6 protein-coding genes and 1 pseudogene are annotated in these 17,570 nt (G+C 72.0%); 5 read left to right on the top strand and 2 right to left on the bottom strand.

All coding sequences use genetic code 11. The features are described from left to right. Positions 1-147 precede the first annotated feature (147 nt). A pseudogene (locus AB0M35_RS27220) lies at positions 148-6,000 on the top strand (toxin glutamine deamidase domain-containing protein); the annotation flags it as partial. A 2,805-nt stretch (positions 6,001-8,805) separates the two neighbouring features. Here AB0M35_RS27220 and AB0M35_RS27215 read toward each other — a convergent pair. Beyond that, positions 8,806-9,201, bottom strand: coding sequence for a hypothetical protein (locus tag AB0M35_RS27215; RefSeq protein WP_363748896.1), 396 nt, complete (start codon positions 9,199-9,201; stop codon positions 8,806-8,808). A gap of 42 nt (positions 9,202-9,243) precedes the next feature. Here AB0M35_RS27215 and AB0M35_RS27210 point away from each other — a divergent pair, with 42 nt between their 5' ends. The 3 genes from AB0M35_RS27210 to AB0M35_RS27200 are packed head-to-tail and all read left to right on the top strand — an operon-like array spanning position 9,244 to position 16,065. Continuing rightward, positions 9,244-14,307 (top strand): C2 family cysteine protease, encoded by a 5,064-nt coding sequence (locus AB0M35_RS27210; RefSeq protein ID WP_363748894.1) that lies wholly within the window; start codon positions 9,244-9,246, stop codon positions 14,305-14,307. 33 nt (positions 14,308-14,340) lie between these two features. Continuing rightward, positions 14,341-15,183, top strand: a complete 843-nt coding sequence (locus AB0M35_RS27205) for a DUF6406 domain-containing protein (RefSeq protein WP_363748841.1) — start codon at positions 14,341-14,343, stop codon at positions 15,181-15,183. 45 nt (positions 15,184-15,228) lie between these two features. Beyond that, positions 15,229-16,065 (top strand): DUF6406 domain-containing protein, encoded by an 837-nt coding sequence (locus AB0M35_RS27200; RefSeq protein WP_363748839.1) that lies wholly within the window; start codon positions 15,229-15,231, stop codon positions 16,063-16,065. Positions 16,066-16,126: 61 nt separating this feature from the next. On the opposite strand, the gene AB0M35_RS27195 is transcribed toward AB0M35_RS27200, so the two are convergent. Then, entirely contained in the window at positions 16,127-16,663 is a 537-nt protein-coding gene (locus AB0M35_RS27195; protein WP_363748837.1) for a hypothetical protein, read from the bottom strand. Between the two features lie 41 nt (positions 16,664-16,704). Here AB0M35_RS27195 and AB0M35_RS27190 point away from each other — a divergent pair, with 41 nt between their 5' ends. Then, positions 16,705-16,983, top strand: coding sequence for a hypothetical protein (locus tag AB0M35_RS27190; RefSeq protein WP_363748835.1), 279 nt, complete (start codon positions 16,705-16,707; stop codon positions 16,981-16,983). The last annotated feature ends 587 nt before the right edge of the window (positions 16,984-17,570 follow it).

Here is a 17,570-nt window from a genome sequence, read left to right as displayed (position 1 = left end):
ACCGGGCGACGATCGACATCGGACAAAGGGGCGCACGGGGTGGCGGTACCCAATCCGAAACACTCGCTGGGCGAGTACGGCTGGGTCTGGGACGCCATTTGCTGGGTCAGCGCCGGTGAGGCGTGGCCCACCGGCGACGAGGACCGCATGCGCGAGCTGGCCGATGCCTGGCAGGCACTGGCCGATCTGGTCAGCGAGACGCTGACCGAGGCCGACCCGGCGGTCATGAAGATCCTGCAGAGCTGGGGTGGCGGGGCTGGTGAGGCGTTCGGTGGACTGTGGAACCAAATCGGCGTCGACCCGAACACCGGCCTGCCACTGATCCAGGAGATCGCCGCCGCGTACGCAGCCGGCTGCGACCAGGCGGCTCTGGAGATCGAGTACGCCAAACTGACGGTGCTGATCGCCGTCATCATCACCGTCATCGCGGTGTTCGTCGCGTTGCTGATGGCCTGGCTCGGCGGCGTCTCGGCGGGCGCGATCCCCGGCATCCTGGCCGCCGGTCGGCAGGCCGTCACGGTCGCCTTCCGGCGGCTGATCGCCCAGATGGGACGGCAGCTGCTCACCCGGGCGGGAATGCAGGCGGCGCTGCGGGCCGCCGGGACGAAGGTCGGGCAGATCGTCACGAGCCAGGGCTTCCGGCAGGGCCTCAACCGGCTCGGTCTGGAACTGCTGGAGGAGATCGGCGAAGAGCTGATCATCGACGTCGGTGCGCAGGCCTACCAGATGCGCAGCGGCGAACGGCGTGAGTGGGACGGCAAGCGGACGCTCACCGCGGGTGTGGGCGGTGCGTACGGCGCGGTGCTCGGTTCCGGCATGAACTGGGCGGGCCGGCGGGCGGCTCCCCGGATGCCGTTCTCGTTCAGCCCGTCCCGGCTGTCCTTCCCGGGCAGCGGCCTGGTGCGCTGGGGCAGCACCAGCATCGCCTCGGGTGCCCAGAACGCACTCATCTCACCCGCCGCGAGCGTGCTCGCCAACGCCAGCGTCAACCAGCAGTTCGCACTCCCCGGTGCGGACGCCTTCCTCGGCGGCTTCGCCAGCGGTGCCGGCCGCACCGGCGCGACCCTCGCCGGCGGTGCCACCGGCAACATGGCGGCGAAGGTCACCAACCTCGGCCTCGACCGGCTGAACGTCTCGACCACCCCGGGCGCGGGCCTCGGAGCGGGGATCGATCCGTCGCTCGGTGTCGGCGGCGTGGACCTCGGCAACCTCGGCAGCACCGGTGGTGCCACCAGCGCGGACGGAGGTTCGTCCGGCGGTTCCGGCCGCGGAACCACCGACACCGACATCGGTACGGGTCAGCCCGGCGGCACCGTACCGCAGAGCGGCTCGGGCTCGATCAGCCTCGCGCCGGCGACGACCGATCCGACCGTCACGGCGCCTGCCGACGGCGCCACCTCGACCGGCGGACCAACCACGACGACCGGCGACGTGGACCTGGCCAGCGGCGCCACCGACCCGAATGCCACCGAGACCACGTCCCGCGGCGACGAGAGCAGCGCCGCGCCCCCGCGCGACGACGCGGCCACGACCGGCGGCAGGGTACCGACCGAGGGCACCCCGGCAGCGGCCGAGCCGGCCGTGGACGGGAACCGGGACAGCGACGCGGGTGACCCGGGGACACCGGTCAGCGAGGCGCCCACCACCGAGCGCCCCGCGTCCGGTTCGACCGACCAGAACGGCCCAGCGGACCGGGTCGACGGCGGGCCGCCGGCCGAGCGGACAGCCGCCGGGACCCAGGACACGACGGCCGACACCACGGGTGACCGGGCTCAAGGTTCCCCAGCCGACACCACGGGCGACCGGGCCGAGGGTTCGCCTGCCGACACGTCGGCCGGTAACGCCGGAGGTGTGCCTGGCGACGCCTCGCCCGGTCGTACCGTCGGCGCGGGCCCGGTTCTGGACACCGGCGGCGTCGGTACGAGCGTCGACGGCACGCGCGGCCCGGCCGTCACCGGGGCTGACCCGCTCGCTGCGGACGTCGCCCCCGCGATGCTGCCCGGTGCACCACCCGTCGGCGCTGTGGCGGGACCGACCTCGGGAAACGTCACACCGACCACCACGTTGAACCCGGCGCCGGCAACCGTCGTGCCGACCGCCGGCAACTCCGCCCCCACCCCGTCCACCTCCGCGCCCACTCCGTCGACCTCTGCCCCCACTCCGTCGACCTCGGCGCCCGGTACGCCCACCACCGCCGCGCCCAGCGGTACGCAACCCGCGCCGGCTCCGAGGGCACCGGCCAACACCACGGCCGCGAACTCGGCGGGTTCGATCTCGCTGGCCCCGCCGCCCAACGCCACCCCGGTCACGCAGCCCGACACCGGCCCATCGGTCGAGCCGACCGTGCCGACCGAGACGGCAGGCGCCACGGCGAACGTCACCCCCGCGCCCGCGAGTACCGACCCGAGCCACACCCCTGCGTCCCCGGTCACCGATGCGGACGTTGCCCCTGCATCCCCGGTACTCGGTGCGGACGTGACCCCCGGGTCCCCGAACGGTGCCCCGGACCCGGCGGCGGACCGGGCGGATCCGGCCGACCGGTCGGCGACCGGTGGGCCGGTCGTCATCGCGGCACCGGTCAGCACGGGGACGCTCCAGCCTGGTGATCCGGCCGTGCCGGGCACCGACCGGGGACCGGTGAACCCGGACAGCCTTCGCCGCTCCGAAGGACCGACCGGGCGTGGTACGCACAGTTGGCAGCTGGACCCCACGGCCGTCGACGGCGACCCCACGGGCCCGGAGGCGGAGCGGGCCCTGATCGAGGCGTCACGGACCCTCGCCGAGAGCGCCCGGCGGGCGGTCAAGGACGGCACGATCTCCCGGGCCAAGCAGCCCGGCACGTCCGGTGCCCTGCTGATGCCCGACGGTGGCATCACCACGCACACCAGCATGACCGCGGACAAAGGCACCAAGCCGCCGACCCAGCCGTCCGTGCACCCGCTCGCGCAGGCAGCGCTGGACCGCACGAAGGCGGCGTTGCCGGACGGGACCGGCAGCGGGCACGGCAAGTGCGCCGAGGTGGCCCTGGTTTCGGACCAGCTCTACCGGCTCGAAGCGCAGTGGCGCGACGCGGGCGAGCCCGGCCGCTTCGAGCAGTACGCGCTGGACGCCTTCAACGGCGCCAAAATCCTTACTCATCAGGTCAAACCGGCTCGACAGAACGACATCGTCTACGACCTGGGGCACCACCGGCCGCCCTGCCGTTCCTGCGCACACTTCCTGCCGCAGTTCGCCATCGAGCCGGTCGCGGACCCGCAGCGGGACACCCAGACCTACCTGCCGCCGGTCCCGGGTGTGGTGGGTAACGGCCTGCCGCTGAACGACAGCCGGCCGTACGGCCACCCCGACGGCCTCGTCCCTCCGGACCAGGCCGACCAGCAGGCACTCGACGCGGCCGTGCCGCGCGACCCGGCGACCGGTCGACCGCTGGTCCATCCGGACCCGCGCGTCGGGCAGTGGGCGGGGTTGGTCAACGACGGCGGTCCGACCGTCCCAGGGCGGGACAACAACTGTGCGGACGTCGGGCTCTCCGTGCTGGCCACCTGGTTCGGTCGGCCAGAGGTGGCGGCGCCGACCGCTGCCTCGGCCGAGGTGGAGCTGGGCAGCACGGCGCGGCAGGAGCAGGCGCTGCGCAGCGAATTCGCCCACCAGGGCACCGGCACGGCCGGGCTGGAGGCGGTCGCCGACGCGCTCCGTACCGCCGGACCCGGCTCGGCGGCCCTGATCATCACCACTCGTCCGGACGGCAACGGCGCACACACCTGGAATGCGGTCAACCACGACGGCACCATCATCTGGCTCGACGGTCAGAACCAGCTCATCTCCGACACCGACCCGGTGCACGGCGAGCCGGGCAACGTCTGGTCGATCGTGCTCGACGCCGAGGGCGACCCGCACCGTCCATCGACGACGGACACCGAAACCCAGCCATCAGTGCCGCCCGACTCGACATCGCAGGACGCGGACGGGCCGGTGTGGCGGGATCCGCAACTTGCCAGCACCACCACCGATCCGGTGCCTGGTGACTATGTAGGACTGACGCACAACCTGTGGTCGATGGAGGTGCAGCCCGGCCATGTCGATGAGCAAAGACGAAGCCCGGCAGCTGATGACCAGGCTGCTGGGGACGGACAACCCGGTGAAGCGGTACGCGGCGGCACGCCGGGAGGGCCGGATAACCGGCCGGTAGGTCTGGCCGGTACCGGATCCGACGGCCTGAGTGACTCCGGCGCCTCGACGCCGGAGGGTGATCCGTCGGCGAGCCCCTACCTGGACGGGCTCGCGGAGTCGGATCAGGCGACCCTGCACGACGCGCTCGCCGACGCGCAGCGGGACGCCGACCAGATCCTGGCCGACCTGCACGGCGTCAACGCCGAGGTGAACGCCCGACTCGGGCTGACCGGACCGGACGCGCTGAGCACGCTCGGCGAGCAGCACCGCGTCAAGGGCGCCGAGTCGTTGGCCCGCAAGTTCCGTACCGAGTTGGAACCGCTCGGCTACGACCTCGGCTCCGCGCTGGACACCGTCAACGACGTGGTGCGGTTCTCGGTACGGGGGCCGGAGACCGAGGCGTACGGCCCGTCGGTGGACGCCGTCCTGTCGTCGTTGGAGGAGCAGGGCTATCAGGTCACCGACCTGAAGAACTTCTGGCACCCGGGTAACCGGTTCTTCGGGCTGAACTGCACCCTGACCTCGCCGACCGGGCGCACCTTCGAGTTGCAGTTCCCGACGGCGACCAGCTACGCGATCGGCAAGCAGACCCACGGGCCGTACGAGGTCATGCGTGATCCGGCGCAGTCGCCCGGCGCCCGGGTGAACGCGTTTCTCGACATCCTCGCGATCAACAAGGCCAACGGCATCGCGGCGAGCATGCCGGGCGGGATGGACACCGCGCGGTTCGACACACCGAAGAACACCAGCTTCGCGAAGTGGATGTCGTCACCCCGGCAGGCGAGTATTCGCCAGTCGTACCTCGACTGGCTCGGGCAGCAGGGCCAGACGTTCGCCGACGTGCTCGCCGCGCGAGGATTGACGGCGTCCGACCTGCCCGGTCTGGATCCTGACCTGATGGGGGGCCCGCATGGCGGCGCTGACGTTCGGCTACTTCCTCCTCCGGAGACCGGACGACCCGGCGGGCCCGCCGGTCAACCTGATCGTGGAGGCGGAGAGCGCGGGGCCGACCCAGGCGGTGATCTGGGACCGTCCGACGGGCGCCTGGACGTTTCGCCCGGACGTGGCGGCGGCGATCCTCTGGGCGAATCCGGAACGTCACGAGATCGAGCGGGTCGATCGGGTGACCGCGGAACGCCAGGCGGCGCACTTCACGACGGTGCCGTTGCCGACGGAAGCCGAGTTGACGGAGATCTGCCGCCAGGCGACCTGACCGCAGGGCCCGCGCCGTCGCTCGAGGAGAGCCGGCGGTTCGGGCCGGGCGAGTTGGCGCCGCTGGAGGACGCCCGCTTCCACGATGACCTGGCCGCGAGCCTGGTCACCCCGCACGGGTACGCCGTGTTCGCCGACCCGTCCACCCATCCGTACGGTCGGCTGGTCAACGACGGTGGGCCGGACCAGCCAGGTCGGGGCAACAACTGCCTGGACAGTTCGCTGTCGGCGTTGGCCAGCTTCCACGGTGATCCGCAGGTGTCGCGGCCACGTTGGCCGGATCGGCTGGACGACGGCTCGATCGACCGGCTCTCCGGCGAGCGCGGTGGGTTGGAGCGGGCCGAGGCGTGGATCGGCGGGCAGTGGACCGGGGGCCCGGACGATCTGCCCACCGACCTGTCGTCCCGTACCGACGCGGTGGCCGCCCAGTACGCCGACCTCTACCAGCGGGTGGCCGACGCCGGTCCCGGAGCATCGGCGCTCGTGGTCGCCGACTGGTTGCTGCTCGACGCCGCCGGCAACGTCGTCCTCGACGGCAACGGCCAACCTCAGGTCGACGGTTCGCACGCCTTCGTGATCGTCTTCCCGGCCGACGCCGACGCGCCGGTGTGGTGGGATCCCCAGACGGGAACGGCGTCGGTGGACATGCCGGCCGCCGACGTGCGGGACACCCATGCGCTCTGGGCGATGATGGTGCCTGACGGAGAGGGGCGAGTTGACCGAGGACGAGGCGCTGACGCTGATCAGCCAGTTGCTGGGGACCCGGAATCCGATAGTGCTTCGGGAGTTCGAGTTCGGCTGGCTGGCCCGGGAGAGACTCTCGGAGCAGGAACGGGACTCGGGGATGCACGTGGGTCAGGGCAGCTACATCATCGACCGGACGGGAGTGATCACGGCGCACTCCAGCCTGCCCCCTCGGCGGATCATGGAGGAATACACCCAGGCTCGACGCGAGGGCCGGATCAAGGGTCGGCAGGTCTGGCCCGAACCGGAACCGACGGCCTGACCGACTCCGCCGGGCCCGACCTGCGGCAGGCCGCCGCCGGTACGACCTTCGGCGGTGCGCTGCTCGACACCGATCCCGCCCGTACCGCCGAGGCCGTGCAGGCGGCGCTGACCGATGGCCCGCTGCCCGAGCAGGCGAGCGTGGACCCGGCCGCCGCCACCGTCACCCTGGACACGGCGGACGGCCCCTACCAAGTACGCATCGAGCTGACCGACCCGCCGGCAGGCGTACCGGCCGTGCCGGTCGCCACCGTCGGGTACACCGCCGACGGTGCCGTGGTGCAGGTGTCCACCGGCGCACACCCGGACCATGTCCGGCGGGCCGTGTCCGCGATGCTCGCGGAGGTGGACACGGTCGCCCAGGAACGCGCCGTCGACCTGCGTACCGACGCCACCAGCGCGCTCGCCGAGGGCGCCCGACCCGAGTACGACGGCAACCGCGTCCTCACCGCGCGGGACATCGGTCGCCTCGCCGAACTGCGGGTCGTCCTCGCCGACAGCACCACGACCACCGATCCGGCGCGCGCCGGTCAGCTACAGGCCGAGGCGTTGAGCCTGCTCGTCGCGTCCGGTCTGCTGGAGCAGGACCCGACACATGCGGTACACGGGCTCGGTGGCAACGTGCCGACGGTCGGACCGGAAGCGGCACAGGCCCGACTCGAACTGATCCGGAGCCACCTGGGTCCGGCCGCCCCGACGGTCGAGAACCTGATCGGCCTGGCGACCGGTGACAGGCAGCAACTCGTCGCGGACCTGCGGGCCGCGCAGTCGGCGATCCGCGCCGAGGCCCGTACCTGGGCGCAGCAGGCCACCGCCCTGCGCAACGCCGCCGACCTTGCCCTGACCACCAGGGTGGACGCGGCTCTGGACGTCGCGCCCGAGCACGTCTTCGGCCGGTTGGTGATCGGCGGAGGCTGGGCCGCCACCGCCGACTTCGTCACCATGGGAGCCGCCGCCGACACCGGGCACGGCCTACCACCGGTGCTCTGCGTGTCCCAGGGTCACGACCCGTGGGCGGATCGACAGGCCCTCCTGATGGGTCAGATCCCGTCGGAGTTGGAGCTTCCCGGGATGCCGTTCCAGCCGGCCGACCTGGCCGAGGAGGGCACCCAGTTCACCCCCTCCGACGTCTTCGCCGACGCGGTGGGTGCGGCGCGGGCGTTGAGTGGGATGCCGACCTACCAGGGCACGGCGACGGCGATCACGCCCCGCCCGGCCGATGCCGTGGGGTGGCCGGACGGCGCGAACTACCGGGTGACGGTTGGCGGGCGGCCGTTCTTCACCGCGTCCGTCGATGTCGCGTCCGGGCCTGGGCCCTCCCGGGTGCCGAACGCGCCGGCCACCGCAGGCGGCCAGTACGTCGACCCGACGAGCGGCTACCGGGTCGACCGGTCCGGACCGACCCCGGTGTTCCGCGCCCCCGACGGCAGCCCGGTCGACCCGGACACCCTCCCTGCGACGGTACGGACCGTCCTCGGTGCCAACGGCTCCGCCGCACCGCTGCTGGCAGACCTTGCCGGTCGGCCGACCGATCCGCTGGTGGTCGATCCGAGCTCCGGCTACGCCGTCGACCCCGCCACCGGGCGGGTCTTCGACCCCGACGGCGGACCGGTGGACCTCGACACCCTCTCCGACGAGGTACGCGCCCGGCTCGGTCACGCCCCGGACGGCTCCTTCGGCGACCCCCGTCCGTCCGCACCCGCCGTCGACTTCGGCGGGCAGAATCTGGCGGACGCCTACCGTCCCGGTGACCGGGTGCTCGTCTTCGGTGCGGGTGCCTCCGGCGCGTGGGACATCGAGCAGGCCGTGGCCTCCCCGGCCAGCAGCGTCGACTGGTCGGCCCGGGCCACGGAGCCGCCGCCCGACCAGTTGACCGGCGACCCGGTCCACGACGCCGAGGTGCGGCTGCGGTACAGCTTCGGCGGCGGCTACAACCGGCGCAACACCCTGCCCGACGTCGGTGCCTACGCCGATTCCGTACGCGAGCAGGCCGAGCAGTCGTTGCGGGAGATCGTCAGCCTGCGCCACACGGTGGACGGCGGATTCCTGGTGGAGTTCACCGACGGCAGCCGACAGGCGTACGACCGGGTGGTCTTCTCGATCGGTCAGGCGCCCGAATATCCGGGGGGCGTCGCCGACCTGCTCTCCGAGGTGAGCCTGTCGCCGCTCGACGGACCGGCCACCGCGCACGACGGCCCGGCCGACGTGCTGGGCCTGCGCGACGCCAGCGGCCGGTTGCGCGTTCTCGGCGGGGCCGGCGTGGCCGGTCCGCTGTTGGCCAAGGTGGGCCCGGCCCTTCGGCAGACGATCGTGGACCAGGCCACCGCGTTGCCGGACGATTCGCGGGGCATCCCGCCCAGCATCCGGTTCCACGCCCAGCGGGTCGCCGAAGCGAACCTGAACACCCCGCCCGCGCCGTCAGACCTCGTCCCAGCGGGCAACGCCCAGCAACCGCCAACCCCACCGGATGTCGAGCCAGGGCAGGGGGCCGTACCGCTCGTCGAGTTCCCGGCCGAGCGGCGGCATCTCGACCCCGACGGGCTTGCCGTCGATGTCCTGCCCGACGCCCTTGGCGACGACCTCGACGGGGTTGCCCCACATCTCGACGTAGCGCAGGGCGGGGAGGTTGCCGCTGGCGGCGAGGGTCTCGGCGCCGGTCGGCCCGATGCCACAGTTGGCCAGGCCCAGCCAACGCAACCGGCCCAGGTACGGGGAGCCGGCCAGCGCGGCGAGCCCGTCGTCACCGATCGGGTTGTTGCTCAGGTCGAGGGCGACCAGACGCCCCAGGCCGGCGACGCCGGCGACTTCCGGCATCAGCCCGGCCGCGTCGACCAGGGTCAGGTGGCGGACGGGAAGATGGGCGAAGACCTCGGCACCGTGGTCGACGAAGACGCGGGCGGTCATGGTGACCAGTTCGACCAGTCCGTTGCGCAGCTTCCAGTCGGCCAGCAGGTGGGCGACCGGCGCGGCGAGACGCGGGACGACTCGCCGGTACCGCAGAGCGGCGGCTCGGTCGGGCCGGGCTCCCGCCAGGTCGATGCGGATCACCTCGGCGTGGTCGGGGTCGGTGGCCTCGATGGCGTCGGCGTAACGCCGGCGCAGGTCGAGGTCGTCGGGGTCGGCCAGGATGGCGGCGTACAACTCGGCGGGCGTGGCCATGACGGCAGCGTATCGACGGCCGGCTCGGTCACCGCCGGTGCCGTACCGGGCTCGACCTTCCACGGGCTGGGCCGACCGACCGCCGACCCGACCGCGGTGCTGGATGTGGCGCGGGTCGCGCTGCCGGAGGTGGCGCCGTACGCGCAGGTGGACGCGGTGGTGCCGGTCGGCCCCGACCGGTTCGAGATCCGGCCGTCCGGGCAGTACCCGTTGACCGTGCGGCTCGCCGCCGGGCCGTTGGCCGACGGCGTGGTGGCCCAGTCGGTCCGCAACCCCGACGGGACCTTCACGGTCACCGTGTCGGACCGAGCCGCGAACCATGCGGTGGTACGGGCCCTGGCGCACGAGGTGGCCGAGCTGGTGGCGCTGAACGAGTCCGGTCGGGCGCTGGTCGGCCCGCTGGACCCGGGCAACGTACGCGGTCCGATCGACGCGTCCGGACTCACCGCCCACGATCGCGGCCGGCTCGCCGAGATCCGGCTGCTCGCCGCCGGGTACGCCACCACCGACGCCCTGGGCCGGCTGGCCGTACGCGCCGAGATCGACGCCCTCGCCGACGACCTCGGCCTACGGGTGGGTGACGCTGGCGTCCGGGCCCGATGGGCGTTGCTCCCGCGCGACGTGCTGGCCCACCTGATGCAGCTCAGCGTGCCTTCGACCGCCCCCGAGACGGTTTCGGCGGTGCTGGCGGGGGCGCCCACCCTCACCGAGGTCGAGCGGATCCGGATGATCGACTACCGGTCCCGGCTGGCGCCCGACTTCCAGGTGCCGCAGTCGGCGGAACTGACCGCCCGACTGCGGGAAATGGCCGTCGAGGCAGAACACGCACAGTCCGGCATGCCGAGAATGCCCGCCTTCGCGGGACAGATCGTCGGCATCCCGCCCGCACAGCTCGACCGGATCCGGGCGGTGGACCCCCAACTCGCCGACCGGCTCGCCCGTGAAGGCGTCTACGTCGACCTGACCGGCCGCTACGACCTGCGCCCGTACATGGTGGCGGACGTACCGGCGATCGACCTCGGTTCGGCGCGACCAGCGTTCGACCTGAGCACGGAAGCCGGCCGGCAGGCCCAACTGCACGAGGACCGGCAACGCTCCCGGGCCGCCCTGCGCCAACTGCGCGGCGACCAGGCTGCGGCACTGCTCGCCGACCACGAGTTCCACTACCAGGGCACCGCCCGGTGGATGGGGCTGGTACCGGACGTCCTGACCGACGTGCTGCGCAGCATCACCCCCGTCCCGCCGACCCCGGCGCAAAGCGCGTCGACGCACGGGCCCTCCGGCGACACCCGGGCGGTGGCCGACCGGGTGACCCTGCCACCGGACTCACCCAACACGCCCGGCCCGGTCTACGGTCCGGCGAGCGACGCCCGGACGGGGCAGCCGGCACCGCTGTTCGACGGTCCGCCGGTCCGCGAGGACGTGCAGCAGGGCGCGCTCGGCGACTGCGGCATGATTGCCGTGATCGGGGCGGTCGCGGGTCACCTGCCGGACACGATCGCGCGGATGTTCCACCCCAACCCGGACGGCTCGGTCGACGTGCTGCTGCACGAGGCGAGCGGTCCGGGGCAGTCGGTCACCCCGACCGGACGCCAACTGCGGGTCACTGTCTGGCCGGACGTGCCGCTGCACCCCAACTCGAACGGTCGCAGCGCGTACGCCGACCAGTCGACGGTCGGCACCTCCTGGGCATCGCTCCTGGAGAAGGCGATCGCGGCGGTGGACCGCACCTGGACCCAGCAGCGACACGACCTCTGGCAGCAGCAGTGGAGCGCCCGACCCGGCGTGGACCCGCACCAGGCCGCCCCGCTCGGCTACGCCCGCCTGGGCAACGGCAGCAGCCGGCTGGTGCAGGTGGAACTGCTCACCCAACTCACCGGCCTGTCCAGCAGCGTCAGTCAACTCGATCCGACGCCCGGCCGGGAGGCCGAGGCCGAAGCCCGGTTGGCCACTCTGCTCGCCGCCGGAAGCCCGGTGATCACCGGAACCCTGCCGGCCGCCCAGTACCCCGGCAAACCGCCGTACGGGCTCATCCCCGGTCACGCGTACGAGGTCGTGTCGGTGGCGAACGGTGAGGTGCAGCTGCGTAACCCGTGGAATGCCAGCCACCCGACCCCGATGCCGGTTCGCGCCTTCCTGGACCTGATGAGCCCCTGGTACGGGCACGTCGAGGTGGCGCAAAGCAGTGTGGCGGCGCTGCCGGATTCCGACTTCCACGGGCAGGGCCGACCGGCGGCTGATCCGACGGCGGTGCTCGACCGGGCCCGGCTGGTGCTGCCCACCCTGGCCGACACGATCGGCGCGGACCAGGTCGTCGCCGTCGGCCCGGACGTCTTCGAGGTGCGGGCGGGCGGTCTGGCACCGCTGCGGGTCCAGGTCAGCACCGGCGTGCTCACCGACACGACGGTGGCACAGACGACTCGCAACCTCGACGGCACCTTCACCCTCACCGTCTCCGACCGGGCCGCCGACGCCGTGGTGGATCGCGCGATGGCCCACGAGCTGGCCGAGTTGCTGGCCCGGCACGAAACCGGCCATGCCCAGGTCGGGCTCTTCGACCAGGGCAGCGCCGAAGGACCGATCGACCCGGCCGGCCTCACCGCCCGCGACCGCGGCCGGTTGGCCGAGCTTCGCCTGCTGGCCGCTGGGTACGCGAATTCCGACCCGAGCACCCGGCTGTTCCTGCGCCGCGAGATCGACGCGCTGGTCGACCGGCTCGGCCTGCGCTGGGGTACGCCCGAAGCACCGGCCCGCCTGGCGCTGCTCCCCGCCGACGTGTGGCACCACGTGATCCGGCTGAGCGTGCCGACGATCACGCCGGAGGCGGTGGCCGGGGTGCTCGCCGCCAACCCGGACCCGAACCGGGTCGAGCGGTTCCGGGCGATCGACTACCGCGCCCGGCTGGCGTCGAACTTCCAGCCGCCCTCGGCCGCCGAAATCATCAACAAGCTGCGCGAGCTGGCTGTGCACGGGGAGCAGACTCAGTCCTCGCTGCCCCGGATGCCGGCCCTGGCCGGGCAGGTCATCGCCCTGCCGCCGGCCGCACTGGACTCCATCCGGCAAACCGATCCACGGCTGGCCGACCGGCTCGCCGCCGAAGGCGTCTACGTCGACCTGACCGGCCGCTTCGACCTGCGCCCCTACACCCTCGACGGCGCACCGGAGTTCCCACTGACCGGGTCGGCCCCCGCGTTCGACCTGAGCACCGAGGCCGGTCGCAGGTCACTGCTGGCCGAGGACCGCAGCCGGGTCGCCGCCGCCTTCCGTGCCGCGTACGGATCCAACCCCGCCGCGATGGCGGTGCTCAGCACCCACGGCTTCCACTACGTGACCGACGCGCGGCTGATGGCGCTGGTCCCGAACGCGTTGACCGACGCGCTGCGGGCGATGCTGCCCCCCGATCCCAGCACCATCGTCGATGTCGAGATCGAGGTCGAGCCGTCGGTCAGCGGCAGCGAGGTGGCCGTGGTCGCCGACCGGGTCACCCTGCCCGACCCCGACCCGAACTCCCCGGTCGGATACGGCCAGGCACTGGATCTGCGGACCGGGCAACCGGCGCCACTCTTCGACGGCCCGCCGCAGCGCGAGCAGGTGCGCCAGGGCGCGCTCGGCGACTGCGGGATGCTCGCCACCATGGCCGCTGTCGCCGGCCACCGCCCGGATGCGCTGGCCCAGCTCTTCCAGCCGAACCCGGACGGCACTGTCGACGTGCTGCTGCACGAGAGCCTTCTGCACGGCGGTACGTCGACTCCCACCGGACGGCGCCTCCGGATCACCGTACGGCCGGACGTGCCGCTGCGGGCCGGCCCTCCCGGCAAATCCGCCTACGCGGACCGGTCCCGGAACGGTTCGGGCTGGGCATCGGTGCTGGAGAAGGCGCTGGCGGCGGTCGACCGGACGTGGACCATGCAGCGTCGCGTCGCCTGGCAGCAGGACTGGACCGCCTGGCAGAGCAAGGACGATCCGCATCGGGCGGCTCCGCTCGGCTATGCCCGGCTGCATGTCGGCAGCACCGGCCATCTCCAGGCCGAGCTGATGACCCAGCTGACCGGCGCACCGAGCCGGTCGTCGCGTTTCGATACCAGGCCAGGGCAGGAAGCCGCCGTCGCTGCTCGACTCGCCGCACTCCTGGCCGCTGGAAGCCCGGTGATCGTCGGCACCTTGCCTGAGAAGAGCTATCCACCGGGACTCACCACCCTGCCGTTCGGGCTTTACGCCGGGCACGCCTACGAGGTGGTGTCGGTGGCCAACGGTCTGGTGCAACTGCGCAACCCGTGGGGGGTTGAGGATCCCGCGCCAATGCCGGTGCGGGACTTCCTGAACCTGATGGCGCCTCACCACGCCCACCTCGACGTGGGTGGCACGAGCAGCGCCCCGCAGACCGTCACGGCGACGAGCCCGGATGTCCCGCCGACCCCGCAGGCGATGCCGCTGACGCCGCCGATCCCGGTGCCCCGGTCGGCGGAGCCGGCGGCGAGCGACAGGCCGCGCCGACACACCCTCGGCCGTACCGACCTGGAAGACGAGCGGGCCGACATCAGCTACCTCGCGCTTCTCGACGGTAGCGGTACCGTGATCGGCTTGACCGTCCTGCTGTCATCGGGAAGCGGCCAGCGGGAGGCTCGCTGGACCACCACCGGAGAGCCTGGCATCGGCAGGTCGGTGGCCGTCGGTCGGGGGGAGGCCGAGCGGATCGCCCGTGAGGTGCTCGGGTTTAGGCTGCCGGAGGAATCCGCGCTGCACGAGATGATCGACGGCTGAAGATGCCGGCCGCAGGGACAGAGGGGACAGCCGTTGCGATCTTTCACCGCGAAAACCGCCATCCGTAACAACATCCCCACCGACATCGGCCCGGCTCGCCTCGGAGCGCGCTGGGTGGACGTCGGGCCACCAGTGCGGGCCGAGATCGTGGTCATGCCGGAGTGGGATGAAGACGTCTCACGGTACGAGGTGACGCTCGGCGAGACCTTTCCGGTGGGCGAGGAGACTTGGCGCTTCGCAGATCTCGACATGACCAGCGCTAACGACTGGCAGGTGAAGATCCGTCGGGTCGACGAGAACGAGGCGATGGAGCCGCCCACCGGTCACCTCTGGAAACGGGCACAGTTGCGCCCGTACGGCGAGCTCGACGAGGCACAACTCCAGTCGGTGGAGGCGGCTCTCGGGCACCCGCTCCCGGCGGACTACCGCGACTGGCTACGCCGGAACAACGGCGCGCAACCCGAGGTCGAGCACCACATTCCCGGTAAACCGTTCTCGCTGCTGCCCGAGCGTCCGCTGTTCGGGGTGCACCCCCAGTACCCGCCCTTCGACCTGGTGCACGCGCAGCGCATACATCGGGATCCGTGGTTTTCGCGCGACTGGTTGGTGATCGCGAACCCGTTCGGTGGGCTGCTGGTGATCCCCGCACTGACGGGCATCCCAAACGTCTATTTCGTGCACGAACTGGATCTGCTGGGTCCGCCCGGCCCGGCCGGCTCAGCCGTACGGGAGCGGAAGCTGCGTGCGGTGGCCTGGTCGATGGGCGAGTTCATCGGGTTGTTGACCCCGAAGGAACTGGACGATCAGCCGCCGGTCCAGATGTTGCCGCCCGGCACCTTCACCGACCCCCGCAACTACCAGGACGGGCCGTTCTGACCAGGTCCACCGTCGCGCCCAGCCGGGAGAACCGGGAGACAAGCGTTGCGCTCGTTCACTGATGTCGCCGTCATCGCGAACAATGCCACGGCGATCGTGGGACCGGCTCGGCTCGGGGTGCGCTGGGTCGACGTCGGGCCGCCCGTACGCGCCGAGATCATCGTCACGCCGTCCGGGGACGAGGCGGACTCCGCCTACGAGGTGACGCTCGGCGAGACCTTTACGGTCGGCGAGGAGACCTGGCGTTTCGCCGACCTCGACATGTCCAGCCTGGACGAGTGGGAGGTCACCGTCCGCCGGGTGGACCACAACGAGGCGACGGAACCGCCCACCGGCCGGCTGTGGAAACCGGCGCGCTTACGCCCCTACGGCCAACTCGACGAGGACCAACTCCGGTCGGTCGAGGCAGCGCTCGGAGTCCGGCTACCGCCGGAGTACCGCGACTGGCTGCGCCGGAACAACGGGGCGCTGCCCGAGGTCGAACACCACATTCCCGGCGTTCCGTTCACCCTGATGCCGGAACGTCCGCTATTCGGGGTGCACCCGCAGTACCCGTCCTTCGACCTGGTGCACGCGCAGCGCGTTCATCGGGATCCATGGCTGTCGCGGGACTGGCTGGTGATCGCCAGACCGTCCGGGGGCCTACTGCTGGTCTCGGCGGCAGAGACGGGCGACGACATGATCCGTTTTCTGCACGAGCAGGACATGCTCGGTCCGCCCGGCCCGTCCGCATCCGTTGCCCGGGAGCGCAAACTGCGCCCGGTGGCCGGGTCGATGCCCGAGCTCATCGGTCGACTGACTCCGCTGGACCTGGCGCATCTTCCGCCCGCCCAGTTCGCCCCGCCCGGCCCTGCCGCCGATCACGAGAACGGGCTGCGGTGAGCGGCACCGGGCTGCTTCGAGCCAGGTCAGCGGGCTCGTTTCGCGCGATGGGCCGAGCCGCTCAGCCGAGCCGCGCCAGCAGTTCGGCGTACGTGTCACGGACCGCGGCGAGGCGGTCCCGCCGGAACCGGCCCGGCTCACGCTGGTGCAGTTGCCGACCGCGTTCGCTGACGAAGGCGTCACCAGGGACTTCTTCCCCGTCCGGGGCGAACTTGGCCACCTCGTCCAGCGCGGCGACCGCCCGGGTGAGCGCGGCCCGAGCCCGCTGACCGGCCTCGCCGGTGGATTCCGCCGGCACCGATCCGGCGTACGCGTCGGCGACCAGTAGCCATTCGCCGGGATCCAGCAGCTGCGACGGTTCGGCGCTGCCGTAGTGGAAGCCGCCGCCCGTACTGCTCGGCGTGGGTGCAAGCCGGAAGACGAACTCACGTTCCTCGCCGCAGCCTTCACAGGCGCCGGTGTAGCGGCTGGCCAGGTCGCCGTCGGCCAACGCGACGACGGCACTGTGCCGAGGGAACCGGGTCGACCCACACGAACAGGCGTGCAGATCCATGTAGAGGTGCGCCTCCGCGTTGGTACGGCTAAGCGGCGGATTCATGCGGTCAACCGTACCGATCGGTCAGCTTTGGAGCCGCCCCGGTGGCGCCGCTGGCATACTCGCCGACCATGGTGTTGTCGCGGGGCTGGGCGGTCTTCCTCACCGGGGTCGGGGTCTGGACCTGGGTGATCTGGCCGCGCTTCGCGCTGGCCATCTGGAACGACCCGAGGTCGTGGTCCAGCGGGGTGGTCGGGGACTGGCCGGCCACGGGGTTCCTGTGGGTGCATGCATTGCTGATCGGCACGTCGTTGGCCATCGGCACGACCGTCGGCCTGCTCGGTGTCCGCGCCTGGCAAGCAGCACGCCGGCGTACGCCCTGAAGCCCGAGCGTCGGGTCGACGTCGACGGGGTCGCGTTCCACTTCGTACCGGGCCGGTGTGCAGGTGTGACGGGCACCGCTCCCACTCGATTTGACGATCAATCCGCCAGCCGCGTAGGTTTCTCTCTGCCAGCGCGGAACGGGCGAAACGGGGCGAAACCTCCGGGGAGCCAGATCCGCGAGGGCCCAGGTTCTCCGGGGTTCACTCCTCGGCGGACGTGGCCGGGTGGTGCTCGCCCGATCTGCCAGGAGGCGGATTTGGCGGAGCGAAACCGACCGGGTAAGGTTCACGTCCGGCAGGGCACCGGGCGAGCTTGCGGGAGACCGCAGCGGCCGGCCTGCCAAATCCGATGAACTGGCGAAGCGGATCTCCGCTGCGCCGGATCGCGGGTGCCGAACCGCATGAAGCGTGACGGACCGGGACACACCGGTTGACACGGGACAGACGGTGAGGTAACGTAGTAAAAGTACCCGGCGCGAGAGCGGCGGGTGTGGGATACGGAACGGATGCCCCGGATGGTGGCCCTGGTGGGTTGTCTGATGGTGTGTGGTTGTTCTTTGAGAACTCAACAGGGTGCTTGATAAGCC

The organism is Micromonospora sp. NPDC051196 (assembly GCF_040682415.1).
Lineage (GTDB): Bacteria > Actinomycetota > Actinomycetes > Mycobacteriales > Micromonosporaceae > Micromonospora.
The sequence above is the reverse complement of the archived record's forward strand: the minus strand, read 5'-3'. Positions and strand labels throughout refer to the sequence as shown.